We start from the raw sequence: 25,152 nt of genomic DNA on the forward strand, positions 1-25,152 counted from the left end.
GGGTGCGTTCACCAGCGCACCCCCTTTTTGCTGTTCGGAAGCGGGGTCAGGAGCCGGACGCCAGATCCTGCAACACGTCCTGGAGCCCATAAAGCCCCGGCTGCGCCCGTTGCACGAAGCGCACGGACGGCAGGACCCCCCGCAGGAAGGCGCGGCGCGAATGGGCGCGGTGGGTCAGCACCAGGGTCTCTTCCTGATCCCCCAGGCTCCAGGTGTGCTCGCCGACCACGCCGCCGATGCGCTGGCTGTGGCTGGGCGGCAGTTCGCCCCCCCGCTCCTGCTGCCAGGCGCGGGCCAGCCAGCGGGCGGTGCCGCTGGGCCGGTCGACCTTGGTGCGATGGTGGGTCTCCACCTGCTCCGCATCGAATCCCGTGGGCAGCGTGCGCGCCAGGAGACGGAGCACCATCTGCAGCGCGGGGATGCCCACCGAGAAGTTGGCCGCCTGCACCACCGCGCAGCGCTCGGCATAGGCCCGCAACGCGGCCTGCTGCTCCTCGCTGAATCCCGTGGTGCCGACCACCAGCGGCGCCGCGATCCGGGCGCCCTGATCGATCAGCCCCGCCAGCGCCGGCGCCAGGCTGAAATCCACGATGACGCCGCCTGGCGGCGCGGTGCCGGCCAGCCGGTCCTGTCCGATCAGCGGCAGACCGGCATGGAGCTCGCCCACGGGCCGCTCACCGCCGACCTCGCCCACCAGGGCGACCAGTTCGCAATCCTCCGCCGCGTCCACCAGCGCGGTGACCAGTCGACCCATGCGCCCCGCCGCGCCGTGGACAGTGACCGGGATCATCCGCGCACCTCCAGGTCGCGAGCGAGCAGGTCGGCCAGGGTCGACTCGTAGAACTGGACCAGGTACTTGACGCTGTCCTCGGTCACCGGCATCAGCGGCAGGCGCGGCTCGCGGCGGCAGAGGCCGGCCAGCGAGAGCAATTCCTTCACCGGCGCCGGACTCGTCTCCACGAAGCAGGCGCGGGCCGTGGGCTCGAGCAGGCGGCTGAGCTTCCAGGCGGTGGCGATGTCGCCCTCGCGCCAGGCCCGCCACATGCGCACCGCCATGCCCGGCAACAGGTTGGAGACCACGCTGACGGCGCCGCTGGCGCCGAGACCGTAGATCTGGAAGTTGAGGCCGTCGTCTCCGGAGAAGACCTGCATGCCCGCGCAGGCGATGGCGCGCTCGATCTGGGCCAGGTTGCCGCTGGCTTCCTTGATGGCCACGATGTTGTCCTCGGCCGCCAGCTCGGTGGCGGTCTCGGGCAGCAGGTTGCAGGCCGTGCGGCCGGGCACGTTGTACAGCATGATCGGGATGTCCACCGCGCGCGCCACCTTGCGGTAGTGCGCCACCAGGCCGTGCTGTTGCGGCTTGTTGTAGTAGGGCGTGATCAGCATGGCCACGTCGGCGCCCCACTCCTTCACATCGCGGGTGGCCTCGATGGTGGTGGCGGTGCAGTTGGTGCCGCTGCCGGCCACGACCAGGCAGTGACCGTGGCAGATCTCCACCGCGCGACGCACCAGGAACTCACGTTCCGGACGGGTGAGCACGGCCGCCTCGCCGGTACAGCCGGCCGGCACGACCCCGGCGACCCCGGCTTCGACCTGACGCTTCAGGAGCCTATCCCACGCCGGGCGGTCGACCGTGCCGTCGGCGGTGAACGGCGTGACCAGGGCGGTGTAGACCCCTTCGCGCATGGATCTCGGATCACTCATCGATGGCCACCTCTCCCTCGAAAGCCACCACGGCGGGGCCGCGGAGCTGCAGGCTGCAGTCGTCGTGGTTCACGCTGATGGTCAAAAGATCGCCTCCCCGCGTGTGGATGGCCACTGGCGAGGACGCCTCGCCCAGGCTGGTCAGGACCACCGCCGCGGCCGAGGCTCCCGTACCGCAGGCCAGGGTCTCGGCCTCGACCCCTCGCTCGTAAGTGCGCAGTCGCCACGAGTCGCGAGGTCCGCGGTGATCGACCCAGTTGACGTTGGTGCCCGCCGGCGCGAACAGCTCGTGATTGCGCAGTCTGCGGCCGATCTCGGCCACGTCCACCGTGCCGACGTCGTCCACGGGAATCACCAGGTGGGGAACCCCGGTGTTGCAGGCATGATGCCGTGCGAAACTCGAACCGGCCACCGCCAGGTCCAGCGCGAGGCCGCGGTAGCTCGGCAGCGAGACCGCGATGTCGTCGGCGCCGTGGACGGCCCCCGTCAGGACGCCGGCGAAGGTGGCGAACCGGCAGTCGGTCCCCACCAGACCCGACCGGTGGGCGAAGGCCACGCTGCAGCGCGCTCCGTTGCCGCACATCTCGGCCTCGCCGCCGTCGGCGTTGTAATAGGTCATGCGGAATTCCGCCTCGGCGTCTTCGCCCACCAAGATCAGACCATCGGCTCCGATCCCGGTGCGGCGGTGGCAGAGCGCCGCGATGAGGTCGCGGTCGAGTCGCCGACCGGCGGGCAGATCGCGGGTGTCGAGCATGATGAAATCGTTGCCGGCGCCGTGCATCTTCACGAAGCGGACCCGCGGCATGTCAGTCCTCCTCCGGAACGGTGAGGGAATCGGGGATGGCCGGTTCCGGGCGGTCGGTGGCCATGGTATCGGGAAGCACCGACTGCAGGGTGTCCACGACCGTGCTGTCGGGCAAGGCCACGATCCACGGCGTGAGCGTGTCGGGCCAGACCGGAGCCGGGAAGGGGCGCGGCAGGCCGGGTTCCACCGCGAGGCTGTCCAGCAGCGCCCACGGCTCCAGATGCCAGAGGGTGTCGCGCTCGGCGCCCACGGCGGTCAGCAGGCTGTCGCCGTCGAGGTCGACGAAGAAGATGGCCCGGACCAGGCCCGGCCCGGCGTCCGGGATCACGGCCAGACCGGTGTCGGGGACCACGATCCCGGGTCGCGACCCGGCGCGCTGCGGTTCGGGCGCGTAGCCCGTGTCCGCCTCGACGATGGCCAGCACGAAGGCCACCACGGGACCCGGCACGTCGGGACGCTGGTCGAGCTCGCCCTCGAGGCGTCCCGGGGTGGTCGGCTGGTAGATGGTGAGCACGCCCAGATCCAGGGTGGGCTGGTCGGCGGACAGCCTCAGGGTGTCGAGCCAGACGCGCTGGGCCTCGTTCTCGCCGGCCCGGCGATCGCTGTTGCCGTCGTCGTAGCCGCGCAGCAGCCAGCCCTCGCGGTCGGTTGGCAGCCAGGGCAGCACGAACCGGCCGGCGGAGTCGGCCACCGCCCGGCGCAGGACCGGCCGCTGGATCAGCGGGACCGAATCGGGCGCGTCGGGGACCAGCTCGACCACACCGCCGCCGAGGGGTTTGTCCTCGAGCACCAGCGACCCGGCGATCCGGCCGCCGGGAATGGAGTCGCCGGTGGCGAACACGAACGTCCGGCCCCGGGCCTGGGGCACGCCGTGGTTGTCCTTGACGCCCGGCTTGATCTCCACCACCACCACGGTGTCGGCCGGCAGCGGCTCGTCGAGGGTCACCACGGCCTCGCGCGAACCCTTCCAGCTGGTGGAGCGGATGGTGCGGCGCGGAAAGACCTCGAGCCACCGGAAGGCGTCCTGCCGGTCCATCTTCTCGCTGAACAGGAAGCGCAGTTCGACGATGGGGCCCGCACCCACCGACGCGCTCTCGGGCAGCGCGATGGCGAGCCAGGGCGCCACCTCGTCCATCGGCCCGCCGGGCGGGGGCATGGGGTTGGCGCAGGCGAAGAGCAGGGCCAGGCTCAGGAGCCAGGCCCCGCTCAGCAGGCGCTTGAGGCGATGTGCGCGTGGAGGCAGGGCGGTCCTCCTATTTTATGAAGTGCGCCAGGATTGCGCGCTGGGCATGCAGGCGATTCTCGGCCTCATCGTAGACCACGCTGTGCGGGCCGTCCATCACCTCGTCGGTGATCTCCTCGCCGCGGTGCGCGGGCAGGCAGTGCAGCACGATGTGCTTCGCGTCGGCGCCGGCCAGCAGTTCGTTGGTCAAACGGAACGGGGCGAAGTCGGCGCGACGCTGCTTGGCCTCCTCCTCCTGCCCCATGCTGTAGAAGGCGTCGCTGTAGATCACGTGCGCGCCCTCCACCGCCTTGACCGGATCGTTCATGATGCAGAAGCTGGCGCCGGCCTGCTCGGCGGCGGCCAGGATGCCCTCGTCGGGCTCGTAGCCCGCGGGGCAGGCCAGGGTGAAGTTGAAGGGGAACACGCTGGCAGCGTTGAGCCAGCTGTTGGCCAGGTTGTTCCCGTCGCCCACCATGACCACGTTCTTGTCGTCGATGCTGCCCAGGTGCTCCTCGACGGTCAGGATGTCGGCCATGACCTGGCAGGGATGCAGCAGGTCGGTCAGCCCGTTGATCACCGGCACGGTGGCGTGCTCCGCGAGCTCGTCCACCTCGCCCTGGTCGAACCAGCGGATCATGATGCCGTCGACGAAGCGGCTGAGCACCTTGGCCACGTCCTTCACCGACTCGCGCGTGCCCATGCCGATCTCCTTGTCCGTGATGAACAGGGAGCCGCCGCCGAGCTGCCGGATGGCCAGCTCGAAACTCACCCGCGTGCGCAGGCTCGGCTTGGCGAACACGCAGGCCAGCTGGCGGTTGGGGTGGCTGTGGGGCAGTTCATGGGCGCGGGCCAGCGGCTTCTGCTCGCGGGCCAGCGCCAGGATGTGGCGGAGCTCCTCCAGGGAGAAGTCGTTGATGCGCAGGAAATCCTTCTTGCTGGGAGTCATTCCAGGCTCCTCGGGCCGTCGCAGGACCTCGCGGGGTCCAGGCAGCCGGTCGGGTTCCGAGACAGGGCCGCCGGGGCGTCCGCGGCGGTGAAAGCGACCTCAAGATAGCACGTGGAGGCCGGAAATCCACCCGCCTCGTCACAGGATGTAACGGCTCAGATCCTCGTCCTTGATGATGTCCTCCAGCCCCTCGCGCACGAACGCGGCGGTGACCTCGAACGGCCCGGTCCGCGCCCTCGGCACCTCGAACAGCAGCTCGTCCAGGAGCTGCGCCAGGATGGTCTGCAGCCGGCGCGCGCCGATGTTCTCGAGCCGCTTGTTGAGCTCGGCGGCGATGCGCGCCAGCTCGTGGATGCTGTCCTCGGTGAACCGGAGCTGGCACTGGTCGACGTCGAGGATCGCCTGGTACTGCTTCAGGAGCGAACTGTCGGTGTCGCGCAGGATCTTGACGAAATCCTCCTCGGTGAGGCTCGCCAGCTCCACGCGCACCGGGAAACGGCCCTGCAACTCGGGGATCAGGTCGCTGGGCTTGGCCATGTGGAAGGCGCCGGCGGCGATGAACAGGATGTGGTCGGTCTTCACCGGGCCGTGCTTGGTGCTGACGGTGGTGCCCTCGACGATGGGCAGCAGATCGCGCTGGACGCCCTCGCGGCTCACGTCGGGGCCCGAACCGCCGCCGCCCTTGCCGGCGATCTTGTCGATCTCGTCGATGAAGATGATGCCGCCCTGCTCGGCGAGGTCGAGGGCCTCCTGCTCGAGGCGCGCCGAGTCCAGACGCCGGCTGGCCTCCTCCTCGCGGATCAGCTTGCGCGCCTGCGACACCGACAGCTCCTTCTCCACGGTCTTCTGGGGAAACATGCCCTTGAGCGATTCCTCGAAGGAGGGGTCCACCTCCATGCCCGCCGAGGTGAAGATGTTGGCGACCTGGACCTTGCTCTGGCGCGTGGACAGCGTGACGTTGCGGTCCTCGAGCACGCCCTGGCGGAGCTGCTCGCGTACCTTGTCGCGGCTGCGCTCCCAGCGCTCGCGGCGCTCGGGATCGTCACCGTGAGAGGCCAGGGGCGGGAAGAGCAGGTCGATGAGGCGGTCCTCCACCGCGCGGTCGATCTCCTCGCGCACGCCAGCTTCCTTGCGCGAGCGCACCAGGCCGATGGCGTTCTCCACCAGGTCGCGCACCATGGAGTCGACGTCGCGGCCCACGTAGCCCTTCTCGGTGAACTTGGTGGCCTCGACCTTGAGGAAGGGCAGGTTGCCGATCTGGGCGAGGCGGCGCGCGATCTCGGTCTTGCCCACGCCGGTGGGTCCGATCAGGACGATGTTGTTGGGGACCACCTCGTTGCGCACCGCCTCGGGCAGGCGCATGCGTCGCCAGCGGTTGCGCAGCGCGATGGCCACGGCGCGCTTGGCTTCGTTCTGGCCGATGATGTTGCGGTCGAGGAGGTCGACGATCTCGGGGCAGGTGAGCTGAGCGTCGGTGGTGATCTGGCGGATCTCCATCTATTTGGCTCCCTCGTCCAGGGTGAGGACGGTGATGTGGCGGTTGGTGTAGATGCAGACGTCGCCGGCGATCTCCAGCGACTTGCGCACGATATCCTCCGCGCCCAGATCGGTGTTCTGCATCAGGGCGCGGCCGGCCGACAGGGCGTACGGACCGCCCGAACCGATGGCGGCGATCTTGTCGTCGCTCTCGATGATGTCGCCGTTGCCCGAGACGATGTAGGCGTCGCTTTTGTCCATGACGATCATCATGGCCTCGAGGCGGCGCAGGATGCGGTCGCTCCGCCACTCGCGGGCCAGCTCCACGGTGGCGCGGCGCAGGTGGCCGTTGTAACGCTCGAGGTGGGCCTCGAACTTCTCCCACAGCGTGAAAGCGTCGGCGGCGCCGCCGGCGAAGCCGACCAGGACCTTGCCGTGGTAGAGCTGGCGCACCTTGATGGCACCGTGCTTGGCCACGGTCTGGCCCAGGGTGACCTGGCCGTCGCTGCCGATGGCGCCCTGGCCGTCGCGCAGCACGGCGATCACGGTGGTGGAACGGATCTCGGGCATGCTCATGCGATCAATCCTTCTTGCGGGCCCGCGGGTGCGCCTGCTGGAAGGCCTCGCGCACTTGGCTCCGGCTGAGGTGGGTGTAGATCTGGGTGGTGGCCAGATGGCCGTGACCCAGCAGCTCCTGCACGACCCGGACGCCGGCCCCCCCGTCGAGCAGGTGGGTGGCGAAGCTGTGCCGGAGCGTATGAGGCGAAACGCCCGCGAGGCCGGCGAGTTCCCCGGCGTAGTGGGCGACGCGGCTCTGCACGGTGCGCCGGGCGATGCGCCGGCCCGGCCGGCCCTCGAAGACCGGCCGGCGGGCGAGCTCCCGGGTGAGACGTCCATCGCTCAGGGCGAGCATGTCCAGCGGCTCGAGCCGTCCGGCGAGGTAGGCGCGGAGCGCCTCGTCGGCGTAGCCGCAGAGCGGCAAGAGGCGCTCCTTGCCCCCCTTGCCCAGCACGCGCACGCGGCCGTCCACCAGATCGACCTGCCCCAGGTCGAGGCCCACCACCTCGGCGAGGCGCAGGCCCAGGCCGTAGATCATCTCGAGGAGGGCACGGTCGCGGCGGCCGATGGGGCGGGCGGTGTCCGGCAAGGTCAAGAGCTGCGCGAGGAGCTGCTCGCTGAGCACCGTGGGCAGCTTTCGTTCGCGGCCGCCACGGCTGGCGGTGAGGTCGTCGGGCGCCGCGGCGATGCGTCCGGTGAGCTCGAGCCAGCGGAAGAACGCGCGGATGCTCGCGAGGTGACGGTCGATGGTGGCGCGACTGCGTTCGAGGCGGCGCAGCCGCGCCAGGTGGGTGCGCACGAGTCCGCGGCGGGCGAGATCGGGCCAGTCCTCGGGGCCGCAATCGCACGGGATGGCGCCAAGCTCGCTGCAGGTGTCGAGGAAAGCCGCCAGGTCGCGGGCGTAATGCTCGCGTGTGCGCGGACTGAGACCGCGCTCGGCGGTGAGGTGGTCGAGGAACGGTTGCAAGGGCATGGCCACTCCGGATCAGCCGGATTCGGACTCGTCTTCGGTCCCAGGATAGTCGCCGTCGGCGTCCTGCACCATCCGCAACCAGAGATCCAGATCCTCCAGGCCGCGCTCGCGCTTGGCCAGCTTGCGTTCGCGCTTGCCCTTCACCTTGCGGTCGAGGTCGGGCAGGATGCCGAAATTGGCGTTCATGGGAGTCAGCCGCTCGCTGGTGTCGTCGAAGAGGAAGCCGTGGTGCAGCGCGCCCAGGATCGTGGTGTAGGGCCAGGGCGGCAGGCGGTCGCCGCGCAATTCGGCGTCCAGATGGAGCGCGGTCACCAGGCCGCCGGCGATGCTCTCGACGTAACCCTCGACCCCGGTGATCTGGCCCGCGAGGCGGATGGAGGGCTCGGCGCGCAGCGCGAAATCGGGCCGCACGACGCGCGGCGTGTCGACGTAGAAGTTCCGGTGCATCTGCCCCAGCCGCACGAACTCGGCCTTCTCGAGGCCGGGGATCATGCCGAAGACGCGCTTCTGCTCGCCCCATTTGAGCCGGGTCTGGAAGCCGACCAGACCGTAGAGCGTACCCTCGGCGTTCTCCTGCCGGAGCTGGACCACGGCGTGGGGTCGGCGGCCGGTGCGCGGATCAGCGAGCCCCACCGGTCGCAGCGGACCGAAGCAGAGCGACTGGATCCCGCCGGCGGCGATCTCCTCCACCGGCTGGCAGCCGTCGAAGAGATCGGCGCGGTCGAAATCCTTGACCTCGAGACGCTCGGCGGCGACCAGGGCGGCATGAAAGGCCCGGTACTGCGCCTCGTCCATGGCCGCGTTGAGGTAGTCGGCCTCGCCCTTGTCGTAGCGGCTGGCGCGGTAGAGCACCGCGAGGTCGAGCGACTCGAGGGTGACGGTGGGGGCGATGGCGTCGAAGAAGTGCAGGCCGCCGCGGCCGGTGAGTTCGGCGAGCTGGTCCTGCAACGCGGCGCTGGTCAGGGGGCCCGTGGCAACGAGCCACCAGCGGTCGGCGGCGATCTCGAGCCGGCCGACTTCCTCGCGACGGATGGTGATCAGCGGTTCGGCCTCGAGCCGGGCCTCCACCGCCGCGGCGAAGCGTTCCCGATCGATGGCCAGCGCGGCGCCGGCGGGAACCTGGTGCGCCCGGGCGATGTCGAGCAGCTCGCACTGGAGCCGGTCCAGTTCCTCCTTGAGCATGCCGCTGCCGGTGGCCGGGTCGTTGCTCTTGAAGCTGTTGGAACAGACGATCTCGGCGAGCCGGCCAGTCTGGTGCGCCGGGGTGGGTACCGTCGGGCGCATCTCGTAGAGGGTGACGGCGTGGCCGCGCCGGGCCAGTTGCAGGGCGGCCTCGCATCCCGCGAGGCCGCCGCCCACGATCCTGATGTCGGGTGCGGCCATCAGTCCTCCCCTGCGGTCTTCTTGGCCGCGGTCTTCTTGGCGGTCTTCTTGGTCGCCTTCTTCTTGGCCACCTTCTTCTTGGTCGTCTTCTTGGCGGTCTTCTTGGCCACCTTCTTCTTGGCCTTCTTCCGCGCCACGGCCGCCGCGATCCATTCCAGAGCCTCGTCAACCTGCACCGACTCGGGTTCGCGCCCGCGGGGCAGCGAGGCGTTGCCCACGCCATCGGTGACGTAGGGTCCATACCGGCCCTTGAAGATCTGCAGCATCTCCCCGGTCTCGGGATGCGGCCCCACCTCGGCGAGGGCCGGCTTCTTGCCCGATTCCTTGTCCAGGATGCGCTGCAGTGCGTCCTCGAGCGAGATGGTGAAGAGCTGATCGGCCGAGTCGACGCTGGCGAAGGTCTTGTCGCGCACCACGTAGGGGCCGAAGCGGCCCAGCCCGGCGCGCACCGGCTTGCCGGTCTCCGGATCGGTACCCACCTCGCGCGGCAGCGAGAGCAGTCGTAGCGCGAGGTCCAGGTCGACCTTGGCCAGGTCGGTACCGCGGCCCAGGCCCACGCGCTTGGGCTTGGGCTCGTCGTCGTTCTCGCCGAGCTGGATGTACGGGCCGTAGGGCCCCACCAGCGCATAGATGTTCTTGCCCGTCTCGGGATCCTGGCCGATGGGTTCGAGGCTCTTGCGCTTCGCCTCCAGCAGTTCGCGGGCCTTCTCCACGGTCAGCTCGTCGATGAGTAGGTCCACGGGCAGGGTGACGCTGCCGCCGCCCTCGCGCGCTTCCTGCACGTAGACAGACTTGCGGCCGATCTTCACCACCAGCGGCTCGCCGGACTCGGGATCGTTCCCCAGCGGGATGGCGGGGAACTCGATGCGATCCATCTCGGCGGCGATGCGGCCCACCAGGCCGGCGTCCTCGTCGCTGCCATGGTAGAAGCGGCGCAGGAACTGGTGCCAGTCGATCTCGCCGCGGGCGATGACGTCGAGCTCCTCCTCCATGCCGGCGGTGAAGTTGACGTCGACGTAGCGCGGGAAGTGGTCGCGCAGGAGGCGCGTGACCGCCATGCCGACGTAGGTGGGCAGCAGCGCGCTGCTCTTCTTCTGGACGTAGCCGCGCTGCTGGATGGTGGTGATGATCGAGGCGTAGGTCGACGGCCGGCCGATCCCTTCCTCCTCGAGCTTGCGCACCAGCGAGGCCTCGGTGTAGCGCGCCGGGGGCTGGGTCTCGTGCCGGAGCGCCCGGACCTCGGCCACGCCCTGCTCGATCTCGTCGTCGGCAACGTCCGGGTCGGGCAGCAGCTGGCCCTCGCGCAGCTCGGGCAGGAAGCTGTCGCGCTCGCGATCGCCGTAGACGCGCAGGTAGCCGGGGAAGGTGACGATCGAGCCGTTGGCCCGCCACAGCAGCTCCTCCTGGCCGCAGCTGCAGACCAGGTCGATGGCGGTCTTGTCGAGGCGGGCGTCGGTCATCTGGCTGGCGAGGGTGCGGTTCCAGATCAGGCGGTACACCGCCAGATCCTGCGGGTCGAGGTGCCCGGCGAGGCTGTCGGGCGTGCGCGCGAGGCTCGTCGGTCGGATGGCCTCGTGGGCCTCCTGGGCCCCCTTGCTCTTGGTCTTGTAGAAGCGATGGCCCTCGGTGTACTCGGGCCCGAAGTTCGCGCGGATCACCGCCTCGGCCTCGTCGCGAGCCTGGGCGGCCAGGGTGACCGAGTCGGTACGCATGTAAGTGATCAGGCCGACCCGTTCGCCATCGCCGAGCTCGACGCCCTCGTAGAGTCGCTGGGCGATCTGCATGGTCCGCGAGGGCGACAGCTTCAGGCGATTGCTCGCGGCCTGCTGCAGGGTCGAGGTGATGAAGGGCGGCGACGGCCGCTGCCGCGATTCCTTGCGGTCGACCGCGGCCACGCGCCAGGGCACCGACTCGCTGCTCCGCGCGCAGTTCTGGATCTTCTCGGCGCTGGCGTCGTCCAGGAGCAGGCGCTTGCCGGGCTGCTTGAGTCGGCCGGTGTCGGGGTCGAAATCCTTGCCGCTGGCCAGCCGCTGGCCGTCGACCTCCACCAGCCGCGCGGTGAAGTTGGTGCCGTCGGGGCCGTAGAGCAGCGCCTCCACGTCGTAGTAGGTCGCGACCACGAAGCGCAGCCGCTCCTCCTCGCGTTCGACGATCAGGCGCACGGCCACGCTCTGCACGCGGCCGGCCGACAGACCGGTGCGGACCTTCTTCCACAGCACCGGCGACAGCTCGTAGCCGTAGAGGCGATCGAGGATGCGGCGGCTCTCCTGTGCGCGCACCAGCTGATCGTCGATGGCGCGGGGATTCTCCAGCGCATGGGTGATGGCGCTCTGGGTGATCTCGTGGAAGGTGATGCGGCGCACCGGGATCTTGGGCTCGAGCACCTCGAGCAGGTGCCAGCTGATGGCCTCCCCCTCGCGGTCCTCATCGGTGGCGAGCAGCAGTTCGTCCGCCTTGCTCACGAGCTTCTTCAGCTCGGTGACCCGCGCCTTGCTGTCGGCCGAGACCACGTAGATGGGCTCGAAGCCGCCGTCGACATCCACGCCCAGCCGTTTCCAGCTCTTGTCCTTGAACCTCGCCGGCACCTGACTGGCCTTCTCGGGCAGATCGCGGATGTGGCCATAGCTGGCCACGACCTTGTAGTCCCGGCCGAGAAATTTCTCGATGGTACGGGCCTTGGCGGGCGACTCGACGACGATCAGCTTCAAGGACGCGGACTCCTATCGCGGCCGGGACCGGGCCGGATTCAGTGTGAACGTGGCGGCTGCCCATCCCGGTAGGGATCGATCCCGATCCCGCCGGTGAAGACGACCCTCTCGAGCAGGGGGCCCAGTTCCCCCAGGGTCAACGGGCCATCGGGGACCAGCTGGGCGAACTGGATCAGCGACTCCATCTGCTCGGCCGTGATCTGACCGCTGTTGACCAGTCCGATCAGGTAGCCGAAGGCCGGCACGGTCAGCAGCTCATCCTCGCGCGGGCCCATCTGACGCAGGGCATCCTCGCTGGGCCGGCTCAGACGCCGGGTGGCGAGCCAGGCCTGGCCGTCGGCCTCGGATTGCCAGCGGCCCGAGAACCAGGCCAGCAGATCCTGCATGTCCGCGTCGTCGTAGCCGGCGGCGGCGATCAACTCGCGCATGTCCGCGGGCGCGACCGTGTGGCCCTCCTGGCGCGTGTCTAGCGCCTCGAGAAGGAGCAGCAGCAGGTTGCGCAGTCGTTCACGCAGATGCTCCATGACGCCTTTCGGGATGAGATCCAGCTTGCGGCAGCCCAACCTATCACGGGCCAGACGCCCTGGCAAGCCGGTGCCGTCACGACCGCGGCCAGGTCACCGCCCACAGCATTGCTTGTACTTCTTGCCGCTGCCGCAGGGGCAGGGCTCGTTGCGGCCCACCTTCGGCAGCTCGTGCTTGACCGGCTGCGGCCGGCCGGCTGGATCGGGCTCGGGTGGTGGGGGTGCCACCGCACCCTCGCCCCCGGGCACCGGTTGCGGCGCGCGTTCGTAGGCCTTCACTTCCTGGTGCTGGGTGCGCAGTTCGGCCGGGTCCGGCTGGCGCGGCCGCGGCGGCTCCTGCACCAGTTCGGCGCGGAAGAAGAGCTGGACCGTATCCTTGCGGATGCTGTCGAGCAGCTGCGAGAAGAGCTCGAAGCTCTCCTTCTTGTACTCGATCAGCGGATTGCGCTGGCCGAACGAGCGCAGGCCGATGCCGCTGCGCAGCATGATCAGCTCGTTGAGGTGATCGCGCCACTTCTGGTCGATGACGTTCAGCAGCACGTAGCGCTCGAGCTGGCGGCAGACCTCGGCCCCGAGGCGCTCCTCCTTGCGCTGCCTGTGCTCCAGGGCGTGGTCGAGCAGCCGCTGACGCAACGCCTCGTGGCCCAGCTCGAACTGCTCGTCCTCGGCGAGCGGCAGCGGAGCCAGCACCATGCCCTGGTACTGACGCGCCAGCTCGTCGATCTGCCAGAAATCGACCGGTTGCTCGGGATCACAGTGTTCGTCCACGAGGCTCTCGACGGCGCCGGCGAGGAAGTCGTCGAGCACGGCGTGGACGTCGTCGTCCTCGAGGATCTCGCGGCGCTGGTTGTAGATCACCTCGCGCTGCTTGTTCACGACGTCGTCGTACTCGAGCAGGTGCTTGCGGATGTCGAAGTTGTGACTCTCGACGCGGACCTGCGCCTTCTCGATGGCCTTGGTCACCATGCCGGCGGTGATGGCCTCGTTCTCCTGCACGCCCAGCGAGCCCAGGAGTCGGTTCATGCGATCGCTGCCGAACAGCCGCATGAGGTCGTCCTCCATGGACAGGAAGAAGACCGCCGACCCGGGATCGCCCTGGCGCCCCGCGCGACCGCGCAGCTGGCGGTCGATCCGCCGTGACTCGTGCCGCTCGGTGCCGACGATGTGCAGGCCGACCGGTTCGTCCGCCACCTCCTCGTCCGACAGCCCGGGATCCTCGGCCCACCGCGCCGGCAGCTCGGCCAGGGCGGGGTCCAGCTTGATGTCGGTGCCGCGGCCGGCCATGTTGGTGGCGATGGTCACCGCGCCCACCCGGCCGGCTCCCGCCACGATCTCGGCCTCGTTCTTGTGGTGCTTGGCGTTGAGCACGCTGTGGTTGATGCCCTCGCGCCGCAGCAGGCGACTGAGCAGCTCCGAGACCTCCACCGTGGTGGTGCCCACCAGCACGGGCAGGCCCAGCCGGTGCACGCGCTTCACCTCCTCCACGATGGCCCGGTACTTCTCCTTCTTCGTCAGGTAGATGACGTCGTCGTACTCGACCCGCGCCACCGGCACGTTGGTGGGAATGACCACCACGTCCAGTTCGTAGATCGAGTTGAACTCGGCCTCCTCGGTCTCGGCGGTGCCGGTCATGCCGGCGAGCTTGTCGTACATGCGGAAGAAGTTCTGGATGGTCACCGTGGCCAGGGTCTGGGTCTCCTTCTCGACCTTCACCCCTTCCTTGGCCTCCAGCGCCTGGTGCAGTCCCTCGGAGAAGCGCCGACCAGGCATGAGCCGGCCGGTGAACTCGTCGACGATCATGATCTTGCCGTCCTGCACCACGTACTCGTCGTCCTTCTCGTAGAGCGCGTACGCCCGCAGCAGCTGGTCGACGTTGGAGATCTGCTCGTTCTTGACCGCGTACTCCTGCTCCATGGCGGCCAGCCGCTTGGCGCGCTCCTCGGCCGACAGCGAGTCGTCGCCCTCGATCTCCGACCCGGCCGTGGCCAGGTCGGGCAGCACGAAGAAGTCCTGCTCGTCCTCGGCCAGCGTCTCACGGCCCTGCTCGGACAGGTCCACCGAGTGGTTCTTCTCCTCCACCACGTAGTAGAGGTCGGCGTCGGCTTCCCACATGGCCTTGTCGCGCATGTAGGCTTCCTCGGTGCGCTGGATCGCCTCGGCCACGCCGGGGATCAGTTTCAGCTTCTGGAAGCGTTTGTTCTTGGGCGCGCCGCGGCTGATGCGCAGCAGCTTGAGCTTGAGCTCGTCGTCCAGCTCGACCTCGCCCTCCTCGGCGCCGCGGAGCGCGCGCTCGCAGTCGGCGATCCACTGGTTGACGACCTTGAGCTGCAGCCGTACCAGGCGGTCGACCCGCGGCTTGAGCTCGTTGAAGCGGTGGGTGGATTTGGCCACGGCGCCCGAGATGATCAGCGGCGTGCGCGCCTCGTCGATGAGCACCGAGTCCACCTCGTCCACGATGGCGTAATGGAAGCCCCGCTGGACCAGGTGCGCGGTGGTGATGGCCATGTTGTCGCGCAGGTAGTCGAAGCCGAACTCGTTGTTGGTGCCGTAGGTGATCTCGGCGCCGTAGGCCTCGCGGCGCTGGTCGGGCGTCATGTCGTTGAGGATGAACTGGACGTCGCAGCCGAGGAAGGTGAGCACGCCGCCCATCCACTCGGCGTCGCGCCGGGCGAGGTAGTCGTTCACCGTGATCAGGTGGGCGCCCTTGCCGGGGATGCTGTTGAGGTAGAGCGGCATGATCGCCACCAGGGTCTTGCCCTCGCCGGTGGCCATCTCGGCGATCTTGCCCTGGTGCAGCACGATGGCGCCGATGATCTGCACGTCGTAGGGCACCATGGCCCAGACCTGCTCCTGGCCCCAGACCGGCCAGCTGGCCTGGCGCTCGGTGAGGCGGCGGCAGGCCTCCCAGACCACGCCGTAGGCCTCGGGCAACAGGTCGTCGAGGCTCTCCCCGTCCGCATGCCGCGCCTTGAATTCGTCCCGCTTGGCCCGCAACTCCTCGTCGCTCAGGCTCTCGTAATCGCCACGCACCGCCTTGACCTTCTCGAGGGTGGGACGGATGCGGACGATGTCGCGATGGGTCTTGCCGAAGAGGCGCTCCAGCATTCCGAGCAGGCCACTGGCCATGATTCAAACTCCTTGCAGGACCGGGCTGGGCCGCCTCGTGGCGGCGACCGCGGTGGAAACTATAGGGGGCGCTCGGGGGTGTCAACCGGGGAGCCCGCCGCCGGTTCCCCTCAGGGAACCCAGAGATTCAGCAACAGGGCCACGCTCACCGGCATCAGCAGGTTGTCCAGGCCGCCGGCCCGGCGTTCCACCAGCGCCGCCATGGCGGCACCGGCCAGCGCCGGCAGCGGGCCGAAGCCCGGCACCAGCCAGATCGCCGGCCAACATATCGCGAAGCAGGCCAGCGACCCCGTCCAGGTCTTGCCGTGGCGATCCGGACGCCCACCGTAGCGACGTCCGATCTGGGCCGCCACGGGATCCCCCACGGCCAGGGCCAGGATCCCGGCCGCCGCAGCCGGGGCGGGAAGGAGCGCCACCGCGGCGAGATAGCCGGCCGCCAGCAGAGTGGCGCCCGAGATCCTATGCGCCTCGGCGGGCCGGTACACTCCGGGCAGGCGGGCTTCGATCCGCCGCGCTCGCTCGGGGCGCCAGCGCGCCAGATCCAGTCCCAGGGCCAGGGACAGCACGGCCGCGAGGCCGGCCGTCGCCCACCAATGGGGCACGAGCAGGACCCAGGGGGCCGCCACGCCGGTGGAGAAGTGGATGAGGTTGCGCAGGTCGGGCCCGCGCAGGCTCACGAGCCGGTCTCCAGGATCTGGCGATAGATGTCCCGATCGCGCAGCACGCGCAGGGTGTAGCCGCGGGTCTCGGGATAGCCGATCCAGGCCAGGAAGAGGTCGCGCTCGGCGCTGCCACCGAGCTGCCGATCCCAGCGGTCCACCGCTCCGCGCCCGGCATTATAGGCCGCCACCGCGCGGTAGGGGTCGCCAGCGTAGCGTCGGGCCTCGCCGGCCAGGATCCGCGCACCCGATCGCAGGCTCGCGCGGGGATGGCTCCAGTGGTCGGGTCCCGGCGGACCGCCCGGATCGCGGTAATGGAACGGCATGATCTGCATGTAGCCCAGAGCGCCGGCGCGCGAGCGGACCGCCGGTTCGAAGAGCGACTCGTTGCGCGCGATGGCCAGCAGCAACTCGGGAGGCAGGTCGAGTTCGGCCAGGGTACGCCGGACCCCGGGATCGGTGGGCACCGGGTACCAGAAATCACGGCGGATGCCCTCGTCGACCCCTGTGGCAGGCAGGCGCACCGCCACGGAGATCATGCCGTGGTCGTCGCCCAGGGCCAGCGCCAGACCGAGCAGGGCATGGCCCCGCAGCTGCTGGGCGAGGTCCTGCCACGGCCCCGGAGCTCGCAGCTCGTCCACCGGCGAGGGACGCGGCAGGCAGTCGCCACCGGCCAGGGTCTCCACGTCACGCTGGAGGGCCCATGTGACCAGCGCACCAGCCGCTGCTTGCCCGCGCAGCGCGCCGCCGGCCACGGCGCAAGCGGTGATCTCACGCTGATAAGGCTGCTCGGCGGCGATCACCGCATCCAGGCCCGCCACGTAATCGGCCAGGCCCGAGGCGGAGCCAGCCCGGTCGGCGAAGAGGGCGTGGCCCCACCGGGCCCACGAGGCGAAGAGATGGTGGCGCCAGCGGGTCACGTCGGGCAGCACGGTGGGGTTGCTGGTGACGACCTCGGCCGCCTCGCCACGGCGGACCGCCGCGGCGGCGGCCCCGCGGTAGTCGTCCGGGACTGCCACGGGGTCTCGTCCCAGTCGGGCCAGGAGCGCGCTGGCGTCCTCCTGCCAGGCCCGGGCATGTCTCCCCTCGAGGTTTTGCTCGGCCAGGGCCAGGATGCGGTTCGCATCGCCACGGCGCTCCTGATCGAGCGCCAGGGCCAGCACCTGGACGACCCACTCGCGCAGGCGGTCCTGCACCCCTTGCGACGCCTGGCTCGACATCAGCGCCAGCGCCTGCTCCAGGTCCTGCAGACCCTCGCGCCAGGCACCCTGCAGCACACGCTTCTCGCTGGCCCGGCGCCAGAGATCCAGCCGATGCCCGTCCTTGAGCCCCGGCAGCGCGGCGAGCCGTTCCACCGCGGCGGCATCGCCGTTCAGCCGGCGCTGGCCACGCAGCCAGTAACCCTGGAAGCGGCCATCGCCGGGCGGTTCTGGCCAGCGGGCTAAGTGGTCGGCCAGGAGGTCGCGGGGCAACAGGAGAGCCCCCAGACCGGCTTCCTCGTCGGCGCCGAATCCGGCGGCCCGGAACTCTTCCGGACTGAGATGGAGTTGACCCGCGGTGGCGATCATGACGGCTGCCTGGCGGTCGACCGGGACTCGAGCCAGGGGCGTCTGGCCCTCGGCGCGGGCCATGGCCGTCCAGAGGGCCCAGCCGCTGCGCGTGTCGTAGAGCCCCAGCGACAGTAGGCGCCGCCAGATCTGCAGGTGGGCCGATGGCTCTCCGGCCAGGTCCCGCAGGCGCTCGGCCCGCAGCGTCCAGGTGAAGGCGTGGGCATCGGTGAGACCGAGCGCCTGGGCGCCGTCGGCCAGCTCGCGGCAGAGGACGGCCGCCTCGGCATGTCGGCCCGCAGTCCAGAGTCGGCTGGCCTGGAGCATGAGCATCTCGGCGGTCCAGGGACCGGGCCGGGGCGCCGAGCTCTCGCTGCCGTCGAGCGCGCGCCACTGCCGCCGGGCCTGGTCGTAGGCCAGCTGGGCGGCGTCGGCCGACCCCAGCAGCGGCAAGGCCACACGCCAGGTGACCAGCGCGGCCGACCGCGGGAGCTCCGGGGTGGCGAAGAGCGAGTCGGCACCGGCCTGCCAGCCGGGATCGAGCTGGAGCGGCGTCAGCAGGCCGCGGGGCCAGCCGTCAACGAGCGCGATGGTCTCGGGATCGCGGTACTCCCCCACCCGGAATTGTTCGAACCAGGGATCATGGACCACGGCGCTCCTCGCGGGCAACGCCACGAGCAGCACCAGCAGCAGGATCGTTGTGGGGTGGATCTTCAGGGTAGCCATGTCACCTTGCGGGTTTCGGTTCGATCTCGTGCACGTAGCCGGAAGATATACACACCGGCGGCGACCCGCCGTCCATCGGCAGCGGTCCCGTCCCATTCGATGGTGACCGGACTGCCACCGGGGCTCCAGCGACGAATCAGACGACCGCGCAGGTCGAAGAGACCGAGTTCGGTGTGCGGGTCGCCCGCACCATCAAGCACGATCCGGGCCAGTGCAAAGGCGGGGTTGGGCTGGATCGAGCGCAGGCCGGGCTGGCCGGTCACCTGCACCGCCACGGCCCGGCTGACCGTGCGCTCTGACCGCTCGCCCACCCCCACGCGGAACCAGGACCGCCCCCCGGCCGGCAGCCCGAGGTCCGCCAGTGGGAGGCAGAAATCCGGGCCCTCGGTGGAGTCCCGCCGCAGGGCGGCGGCGGGGACCCAGGTGGCGCCGCCATCGCTGCTGCGTTCCACGGTGAAGGCGACGCTGTCGCCCGGTGCGGTCCAGGACCAGCAGAGCCGATCGCCGTTGATCGACACCGGGAATGCGCTCGCCGGCGCCGCGCCGGGATGGCCCGCCAGATCGCGCACGAGCCAGCCCCGGGCGCGCCAGAGCGCGTTGCTGGCCAGGCTCAGGCGCAAGCGCCAGGGGCCCGGCCCATGCAGCGCCGGATCGGGCAGCGGCAGATATTCCCGGCGCCAGAGCGGGTAATCGCCGGGTTCCAGCAACGCCTCGTCGAGGGCGAAGGTGGGCGTTCCGGCCAGGGCGTGCTGCGCCCGCGGGTCGACCGCTCCCAGCCAGCCGTCCACCGGGGTGGCCAGGGTCTCGTATCCGCCCTCGTGCACCCAGGCCAGCCCGACCCCGTCAACCGCGGTGCCCGCGCTCAGCAGTTCCAGGTCCACGGCGTGGGTCAGCTCGACCCAGGCGACGGCGGCGCCCAGCGGCGGCGACCAGAGCTGGACGTGATCGTCATTGCCGTACTGGACCTCCGGCCAGTCGGCCCCGGTGAGATGGGTCGCGCCCGTGCAGGCCAGGACGGGCCTGTCTCGCGCCGGACCCGACAGCCACCGATGCCAGGTAGTGGCGCCGGCGCCCTCGGGTTCGCGGATGGTCCAGGCTCCGGGCCAGTCGCCGGCGATATCCAGCGGCGCCGCGGACTCGTCCCAGACCCAGACCAGCTGCCCCGAGCCCAGGGCGCCGCCCGCCACCGCGAACTGGAAGGTGGTGAACTCCCCGGCGCCGGGTGCGCCCGCCGGCAGCCAGCGCGCGGTCCCATCGTCGGTGTAGTTGGCCCAGGCTTCGTCTTGCGCGACACGCTCCAGCGTGGTCTCGAGACTCGCACCGGGGGCGAACTGTCCGAACCGTGTGTCGGTGCAGGTCAGCGTGACCGACAGGCTCGGCGGCAGGTCCGGGTGCGCGTCGATCCGCGCCGAGAGCCGCGGCACCACCTCCCCGCCCACCGAGCCGAAGATCAGGCGCAGATCCGCCCAAGGCACCTGGCTGCGGTTCACGAACTGCAGCGTGTCCCCCGCCACCGCCACCGTGAACGCCACGCCGCCGGCCAGCCCATCCCAGGTACGGCTGTCCGGCACGGTGTGGTCGTCGAGATCCTGATGCACCCCGTCGCTCGGGAAGAGATCGACCCTGTCGCCCTGGCTCTCCCCGCGCGCCACCTCGTCGCCCCCGTCGGCCTCGAGCAGCTGCACCCGGAGGTGCCGGTCGGGCCAGCTGCTGGACGAGGCCTCGCCTTCGGCCAGGGTCTCGTCCACGTGATAGACCAGCAGGCGCGACGCCGGCAAGGCGCCATCGTAGGGCGGCGAGGCCACGGGATCACGCTGTTCCGCCAGGAAGTATTCCGGCCCCGGGCGCCCCTGCACCGCCAGCGCGACCACGCCGCCCGGGCCGGGCTGCAGCGACGGATCGACCCAGCCGAGCTGGAGCCGCGAGTAGGCGTCGGGCAGCGCCGGGTCGGTGCCTTCGCCGCTGCCCAGCCAGCCGGCCGACATCAGGCTGAACGCACCCAGCCCCCCGCGGGGCGCGCGCTCGCCACCGCTGGAGAGGGCGTGGTCGTAACGATCCTCTAGCCCCAGGAGATGCGCGGTCTCGTGGGCCCAGATGCCCACGGTGCTCTGCGCCGACGCCACCGCGTAGAACCGGCCCACGATTCCGCGCTGCAGCACCGGTTCGGCGAGGAAGAACTGCAGCGGCACGATGAGCCCGTCGGGATCGTTCTCCAGCCCCGGCGCCGCGTGCAGCACCAGGACCCCGTCGACCTCGCCATCCTGGTCCAGGTCGCTGGCGGCGAAATCCACGCCCCGCGACGCGGCGCCGGTGAGCGCCTCGGTCGCCAGGGCGCGGGTGCGCTCGTTGCCCTGCCAGCCGATGTCGGAATAATCGGTGCGCGGTCCGCTCAGCGAGACCAGCGGCGCCAGCTGTACGCTGAGCACGGTGCGGCCCTGCGAGGCGCTGGCGAAGTAATGGCCCAAGCCGCCCGGGATCTCGGCGGCCAGCTGCGAGGACAGTTCGGCGGCGGGGTCGTAGCCGGCGGGAAAGCGGGCGTCGGCGAAGTCCACGGGAATCACCAGCAGTCCGAACGGCGCGCCCCCCTCGGCCTTGGCCAGCGCCGCCGACCGCACCGCGGCGCGGCGGGTCTGGCGCAGGTCGTGCAGCGTCTCGTTGGCCGACGCCAGGGAGGCCAGCAGGAACAGGCCGGCGATCAGCAGGAGCGTGTGGCGCTCACTCCCACTCGATCGTGCTCGGCGGCTTGCTGCTGATGTCGTAGACCACACGATTGACCCCCGGCACCTCGTTGATGATCCGGTTGGAGATCCGGGCGAGGATCTCGGTGGGGATGCGCGCCCAGTCAGCGGTCATGCCATCGAGGCTGGTGACCGCGCGCAGCGCCACGGCGTTCTCGTAGGTGCGCTCGTCACCCATGACGCCCACCGAGCGGACGGGCAGGAAGATGGCCCCGGCCTGCCAGATCGCGTCGTACTGGCCGGAGGCCTTGAGTTCATCGATGAAGATACGGTCGGCGGCCTGCAGGAGCGAGACCCTTTCCGCGGTCACCTCGCCGAGGATGCGCACCGCCAGCCCCGGGCCGGGGAACGGGTGCCGCGCCAAGAGCGGCGCGGGGATGCCGAGTTCGCGGCCCACGCGCCGCACCTCGTCCTTGAAGAGGTTGCGCAGCGGCTCCACCAGCTCGAACCCCAGCTCGGCCGGCAACCCGCCCACGTTGTGGTGCGACTTGATGGTGGCGCTGGGGCCGTGCACCGATACGCTCTCGATCCGGTCGGGATAGAGCGTGCCCTGGGCGAGGAAGCCGAACGGGCCCTGATCCTTCGTGGCCTCGACGAAGACGTCGATGAAGGTCTTGCCGATGATCTTGCGCTTGCGCTCCGGCTCCGATACGCCGGCCAGCCGGCTCAGGAAGATCTCGCGCGCATCGACGCACTGCAGCGGCTGGTGCAAAAACGCGTTCAGGTCGCGTTCCACCTGCCGGGTCTCGTCGTGCCGCATCACGCCGTTGTCCACGTACACCGCGTGGAGCCGGTCGCCGATGGCGCGGTCGACCAGGCTGGCCATGACCGTGCTGTCGACCCCGCCCGAAACCGCGCAGAGCACGCGCTGCTCGCCCACCTGTTCGCGGATCTCGGCCACGGCCTCGGTCACGAACGCGGCCGCGGTCCACTGGTCCTCGAGCCGGCAGACCCGCCGCGCGAAGGCCTCGATCATGGCGAGCCCGTGCGCGGTGTGCGCCACCTCGGGGTGGAACTGCACGGCATAGAGGTTCCGCGAAGGGTCGGCCGCCGCCGCGAAGGGGATCTGGTCGGTGCGCGCCTGGACCGCGAAGCCCGGCGGCAGCGCCTCGACATGGTCGCCGTGGCTCATCCACACCGGCTGCCGCCGCGGCAACCCCGCGAAGAGCAGGCCTTCCTCGACGATCTCGATCTCGGCGTGGCCGTACTCGCGGCTGTGCGCGGGCGCGAGCCGGCCGCCGAGCTTGTGGCACATCAGCTGCATGCCGTAGCAGATGCCGAGGAGCGGCTTGCCCGCGGTGAAGAGCGCCGCGTCCACGTCCGGAGCCCCCGGATCGGTGACACTGGAGGGGCCGCCGGAGAGCACGATTCCCGCCACCAGCGGATCGTCCAGCGCCTCGCGCCACGCCGTGAACGGGCGCATCTCGCTGTACACGTTCACCTCGCGTAGGCGGCGGGCGATGAGCTGGCTCACCTGCGAGCCGAAGTCGAGGACGACGATCTTGGGATGGTCGTGGCCTGGCGCGGTCATGGCGGGCTCCTGCTAGTGGTTGAAGTGTCGCCGGGAGGTCAGGATCAGGGTCACACCGAGCTCGCCGGCGACCCTGGCCACCTCCTCGTCGCGGATCGAACCGCCGGGGGCGATGACGGCGGTCACGCCGGCCCTGGCCAGTTCCTCCACCCCGTCGGGGAAGGGGAAGAACCCGTCGCTGGCCGCCACGCAGTCCTGCAGATCGAGATCCTGGTCGCCGGCCTTGCGCACCGCCAGCTTCACCGAGTCGACCCGGCTCATCTGGCCGAAGCCGCAGCCCAGGGTGGCGCCGCCGCGGGCCAGTACGATGGCGTTGCTCTTGCCGTGCTTGCAGACCTTCCAGGCCATTTCCAGGTCGCGACGCACGGCTCCGTCGGGCTCGGCGCCGGCCACCACCCGCCAGTCGTCCAGTTCGGGGAATCCCTCGTCCTCGTCCTGGCTCAGTCGCAGCTGTCCCCAGACGCGCTGGCGACCCCGTGTGGCGTCCGGGAACACGGCGGGATCCCAGGTCAGGACGCGCAGGTTCTTCTTCCTGAGCAGTCGCTTCAAGGCATCGGGCGTAAAGGCGGGCGCCACCACAACTTCCAGGAAGCGGCCCGCCAGGGCCTCGGCGCAGACCAGGTCCACCTCGCGGTTGAAGGCGAAGATGCCGCCAAAGGCCGAGACCGGGTCGCAGAGCAGCGCCTGTTCCAGGGCCCGGGCGGGTTCGCCGAGTCCGAAGCCGCACGGATTGGTGTGCTTGAGGATGCCGCAGCAGGCGCCGTCGAAATCCAGAACCAGCTTCACCGCGGCCACCAGGTCCACGATGTTGTTGTAGCTGAGTTCCTTGCCGCCATGCTGCGCGAGTCCCACACCCGCCAGATCGCCGTCGGGATGACCGGGAACCTCGAGCGTGGCGGCCTGGTGCGGATTCTCACCGTAGCGCAGCGCGATGCGGTTGGTCGGACCGCCCGCAGCTCCCGCGCCGGTCATACTGCCCAGCCAGCCGCTGATGGCGTCGTTGTAGGCCGCGACCTTGGCGAAGCCGGCATGGGCGCAGCGGCGACGGAACGCCAGCGAGGTCTGGCCGCCGCCGGCGCGGCATTCGTGGAGGAACTCCTCGTACTGGTCGGGCGAGGTGAGCACGGTGACGCGGTGGTAGTTCTTCGCCGCGGCGCGCAGCATGGCCGGCCCGCCGATGTCGATCTTCTCCACCAGCTCCTGCTCGCTCAGGCCCTGGGCCAGGGATTCGGCGAAGGCGTAGAGGTTGACCACCACCACATCGATGGGCGCCAGGCCGAGCTCCCGGATCTCGGGCGCCGCGAAATCGGTGATCTCGAGGCCCAGGATGCCGCCGTGGATCAGCGGGTGCAGCGTCTTGACCCGACCGCCGAAGATCTCGGGGAAGCCGGTCAGCTCGCTGACCTCGGTGACCGGAAAGCCGTGATCGCGCAGGTAGCCCGCCGTACCTCCCGAGGCGAGCAGCTGGAAATCGTAGCTGACCAGGACCGTGGCCACGTCCTCGAGGCGGGTCTTGTCGGTGACGCTCAGCAGCGCCCGGCGCGGGGTCACAGGTACGGCGCCCACTTGGCGGCCTCCTCGGGGAAGAGGATGTCCAGGACCTCACGGTAGCGCTGGCTGGTCCGCTCGATGATCTCGGCAGGCAGCCGCGGCGGCGGCGGTGCGTGGTCCCAGTCCAGAGTCTCGAGCCAGCTGCGCAGGATCTGCTTGTCGAAGCTCGGGGGGTCCTCTCCCGGCCGGTGCTCGGCCGCAGGCCAGAACCGGCTGCTGTCGGGCGTCAGCACCTCGTCGATGAGGGTGACCTCGCCGTCGACGAGCCCGAACTCGAACTTGGTGTCGGCCAGGATGACCCCGCGCGGCTCGGCGTAGGCCGCACCCTCGCGGTACAGGCGCAGCGAGAGGTCGCGCAGTCGCTGGCCGGCCTCCTCGCCCACGATGCCGCACATGGTGGCGAAGTCGATGTTCTCGTCGTGCCCTTCGGCGGCCTTGGTCGAGGGCGTGAACAGGGGCTCGGGAAGCTGCCCGGCGAGTTGCAGGCCGGCGGGCAGCGTGTGGCCGCAGATGGTGCCGTCCTGGCGGTAGCTCTTCCAGCCGCTGCCGGCGATGTAGCCGCGGACCACGCATTCGGCGTCGTAGCGTTGAGCCTTCTTGACCAGGACGCTGCGACCGCCCAGCCGCTCGGCGTGGTCGCGAAACGGCGCCGGGAACTCGTGCGGGTCGGCGGTGAGCAGGTGGTTGGGTACGTCGGCGAAGTGCTTCAGCCAGGCCAGGGTCATGACGTTCAGCACCGTGCCGCGGCCGGGGACCACGTCGTTCATGATGACGTCGAAGGCGCTGATCCGGTCACTGGCGACGATGAGCAGGGAATCACCGAGATCGAAGATATCGCGGACCTTGCCGGCGTAGTCCGGCTTCAGACCGAGGTCCTCGGTACTGCGCAGGGCTTGCATGACGTGTCCTCGCTGGTTGGCGGTGGTCATCTTGGCGGTAGAGCGCGCATGTTAGGCCCGGGTTCCAGGGGTG

General features: G+C 70.1%; 18 protein-coding genes. All 18 read right to left on the reverse strand.

Going from position 1 to position 25,152, the window contains the following annotated elements; genetic code table 11:
* Window positions 1-46: 46 nt before the first annotated feature.
* Entirely contained in the window at window positions 47-790 is a 744-nt protein-coding gene (locus IFSED24_RS05200) for a 4-hydroxy-tetrahydrodipicolinate reductase (protein WP_491334153.1), read from the reverse strand.
* On the reverse strand, window positions 787-1,704 hold the full coding sequence (dapA, locus tag IFSED24_RS05205) for a 4-hydroxy-tetrahydrodipicolinate synthase (protein ID WP_491334154.1): 918 nt from the start codon (window positions 1,702-1,704) through the stop codon (window positions 787-789). The genes IFSED24_RS05200 and dapA overlap by 4 nt, the downstream gene beginning before the upstream one ends.
* Window positions 1,697-2,509 (reverse strand): diaminopimelate epimerase, encoded by an 813-nt coding sequence (gene dapF / locus IFSED24_RS05210; RefSeq protein WP_491334155.1) that lies wholly within the window; start codon window positions 2,507-2,509, stop codon window positions 1,697-1,699. The genes dapA and dapF overlap by 8 nt, the downstream gene beginning before the upstream one ends.
* Before the next feature lies 1 nt (window position 2,510).
* Window positions 2,511-3,644 carry an Ig-like domain-containing domain gene (locus IFSED24_RS05215; RefSeq protein WP_491334156.1) on the reverse strand — a complete coding sequence of 378 codons (1,134 nt, stop codon included), beginning with the start codon at window positions 3,642-3,644 and terminating at the stop codon, window positions 2,511-2,513.
* A 118-nt stretch (window positions 3,645-3,762) separates the two neighbouring features.
* Window positions 3,763-4,680, reverse strand: a complete 918-nt coding sequence (gene argF, locus IFSED24_RS05220; protein WP_491334157.1) for an ornithine carbamoyltransferase — start codon at window positions 4,678-4,680, stop codon at window positions 3,763-3,765.
* Window positions 4,681-4,818: 138 nt separating this feature from the next.
* A complete protein-coding gene (gene hslU, locus IFSED24_RS05225) occupies window positions 4,819-6,177 on the reverse strand; it encodes an ATP-dependent protease ATPase subunit HslU (RefSeq protein WP_491334158.1) in 1,359 nt (452 codons plus the stop codon).
* Complete coding sequence (gene hslV / locus IFSED24_RS05230) at window positions 6,178-6,726, reverse strand: ATP-dependent protease subunit HslV (protein WP_491335031.1); 549 nt, start codon at window positions 6,724-6,726, stop codon at window positions 6,178-6,180.
* A gap of 10 nt (window positions 6,727-6,736) precedes the next feature.
* Complete coding sequence (locus IFSED24_RS05235) at window positions 6,737-7,687, reverse strand: tyrosine-type recombinase/integrase (RefSeq protein ID WP_491334159.1); 951 nt, start codon at window positions 7,685-7,687, stop codon at window positions 6,737-6,739.
* A gap of 12 nt (window positions 7,688-7,699) precedes the next feature.
* Window positions 7,700-9,070, reverse strand: a complete 1,371-nt coding sequence (gene trmFO / locus IFSED24_RS05240) for a methylenetetrahydrofolate--tRNA-(uracil(54)-C(5))-methyltransferase (FADH(2)-oxidizing) TrmFO (protein ID WP_491334160.1) — start codon at window positions 9,068-9,070, stop codon at window positions 7,700-7,702.
* On the reverse strand, window positions 9,070-11,778 hold the full coding sequence (gene topA, locus IFSED24_RS05245; protein WP_491334161.1) for a type I DNA topoisomerase: 2,709 nt from the start codon (window positions 11,776-11,778) through the stop codon (window positions 9,070-9,072). Before topA ends, trmFO begins: the two co-directional genes overlap by 1 nt.
* Before the next feature lie 38 nt (window positions 11,779-11,816).
* Entirely contained in the window at window positions 11,817-12,302 is a 486-nt protein-coding gene (locus IFSED24_RS05250; protein WP_491334162.1) for a DUF494 family protein, read from the reverse strand.
* 93 nt (window positions 12,303-12,395) lie between these two features.
* Window positions 12,396-15,428, reverse strand: coding sequence for a preprotein translocase subunit SecA (secA, locus tag IFSED24_RS05255; RefSeq protein WP_491334163.1), 3,033 nt, complete (start codon window positions 15,426-15,428; stop codon window positions 12,396-12,398).
* 110 nt (window positions 15,429-15,538) lie between these two features.
* Window positions 15,539-16,105, reverse strand: a complete 567-nt coding sequence (locus tag IFSED24_RS05260) for a hypothetical protein (protein WP_491334164.1) — start codon at window positions 16,103-16,105, stop codon at window positions 15,539-15,541.
* The gene (locus tag IFSED24_RS05265) at window positions 16,102-18,360 is read right to left on the reverse strand and encodes a transglycosylase SLT domain-containing protein (protein ID WP_491334165.1); all 2,259 of its coding nucleotides are present in this window, start codon (window positions 18,358-18,360) and stop codon (window positions 16,102-16,104) included. Before IFSED24_RS05265 ends, IFSED24_RS05260 begins: the two co-directional genes overlap by 4 nt.
* On the reverse strand, window positions 18,348-21,128 hold the full coding sequence (locus IFSED24_RS05270) for an immune inhibitor A domain-containing protein (protein WP_491334166.1): 2,781 nt from the start codon (window positions 21,126-21,128) through the stop codon (window positions 18,348-18,350). Before IFSED24_RS05270 ends, IFSED24_RS05265 begins: the two co-directional genes overlap by 13 nt.
* Window positions 21,076-22,629: a glutamine-hydrolyzing GMP synthase gene (gene guaA / locus IFSED24_RS05275; RefSeq protein WP_491334167.1), complete on the reverse strand. Its 1,554-nt coding sequence runs from the start codon at window positions 22,627-22,629 to the stop codon at window positions 21,076-21,078. The genes IFSED24_RS05270 and guaA overlap by 53 nt, the downstream gene beginning before the upstream one ends.
* Window positions 22,630-22,641: 12 nt before the next feature.
* A complete protein-coding gene (gene purH, locus IFSED24_RS05280) occupies window positions 22,642-24,195 on the reverse strand; it encodes a bifunctional phosphoribosylaminoimidazolecarboxamide formyltransferase/IMP cyclohydrolase (protein WP_491334168.1) in 1,554 nt (517 codons plus the stop codon).
* A complete protein-coding gene (locus tag IFSED24_RS05285; protein ID WP_491334169.1) occupies window positions 24,177-25,079 on the reverse strand; it encodes a phosphoribosylaminoimidazolesuccinocarboxamide synthase in 903 nt (300 codons plus the stop codon). The genes purH and IFSED24_RS05285 overlap by 19 nt, the downstream gene beginning before the upstream one ends.
* Between the last annotated feature and the right edge of the window lie 73 nt (window positions 25,080-25,152).

The sequence above is a fragment of the Candidatus Latescibacter sp. IFSED24 genome (assembly GCF_058273205.1).

Coding starts and splice junctions, on each gene's coding strand:
- IFSED24_RS05285 (WP_491334169.1), bottom strand. CDS start 25,079: ATGCAAGCCCTGCGCAGTACCGAGGACCTCGGTCTGAAGCCGGACTAC.
- IFSED24_RS05215 (WP_491334156.1), bottom strand. CDS start 3,644: ATGGACGAGGTGGCGCCCTGGCTCGCCATCGCGCTGCCCGAGAGCGCG.
- hslV (WP_491335031.1), bottom strand. CDS start 6,726: ATGCCCGAGATCCGTTCCACCACCGTGATCGCCGTGCTGCGCGACGGC.
- trmFO (WP_491334160.1), bottom strand. CDS start 9,070: ATGGCCGCACCCGACATCAGGATCGTGGGCGGCGGCCTCGCGGGATGC.
- dapF (WP_491334155.1), bottom strand. CDS start 2,509: ATGCCGCGGGTCCGCTTCGTGAAGATGCACGGCGCCGGCAACGATTTC.
- guaA (WP_491334167.1), bottom strand. CDS start 22,629: ATGACCGCGCCAGGCCACGACCATCCCAAGATCGTCGTCCTCGACTTC.
- secA (WP_491334163.1), bottom strand. CDS start 15,428: ATGGCCAGTGGCCTGCTCGGAATGCTGGAGCGCCTCTTCGGCAAGACC.
- argF (WP_491334157.1), bottom strand. CDS start 4,680: ATGACTCCCAGCAAGAAGGATTTCCTGCGCATCAACGACTTCTCCCTG.
- IFSED24_RS05250 (WP_491334162.1), bottom strand. CDS start 12,302: ATGGAGCATCTGCGTGAACGACTGCGCAACCTGCTGCTGCTCCTTCTC.
- IFSED24_RS05265 (WP_491334165.1), bottom strand. CDS start 18,360: ATGGCTACCCTGAAGATCCACCCCACAACGATCCTGCTGCTGGTGCTG.
- dapA (WP_491334154.1), bottom strand. CDS start 1,704: ATGAGTGATCCGAGATCCATGCGCGAAGGGGTCTACACCGCCCTGGTC.
- IFSED24_RS05235 (WP_491334159.1), bottom strand. CDS start 7,687: ATGCCCTTGCAACCGTTCCTCGACCACCTCACCGCCGAGCGCGGTCTC.
- hslU (WP_491334158.1), bottom strand. CDS start 6,177: ATGGAGATCCGCCAGATCACCACCGACGCTCAGCTCACCTGCCCCGAG.
- IFSED24_RS05200 (WP_491334153.1), bottom strand. CDS start 790: ATGATCCCGGTCACTGTCCACGGCGCGGCGGGGCGCATGGGTCGACTG.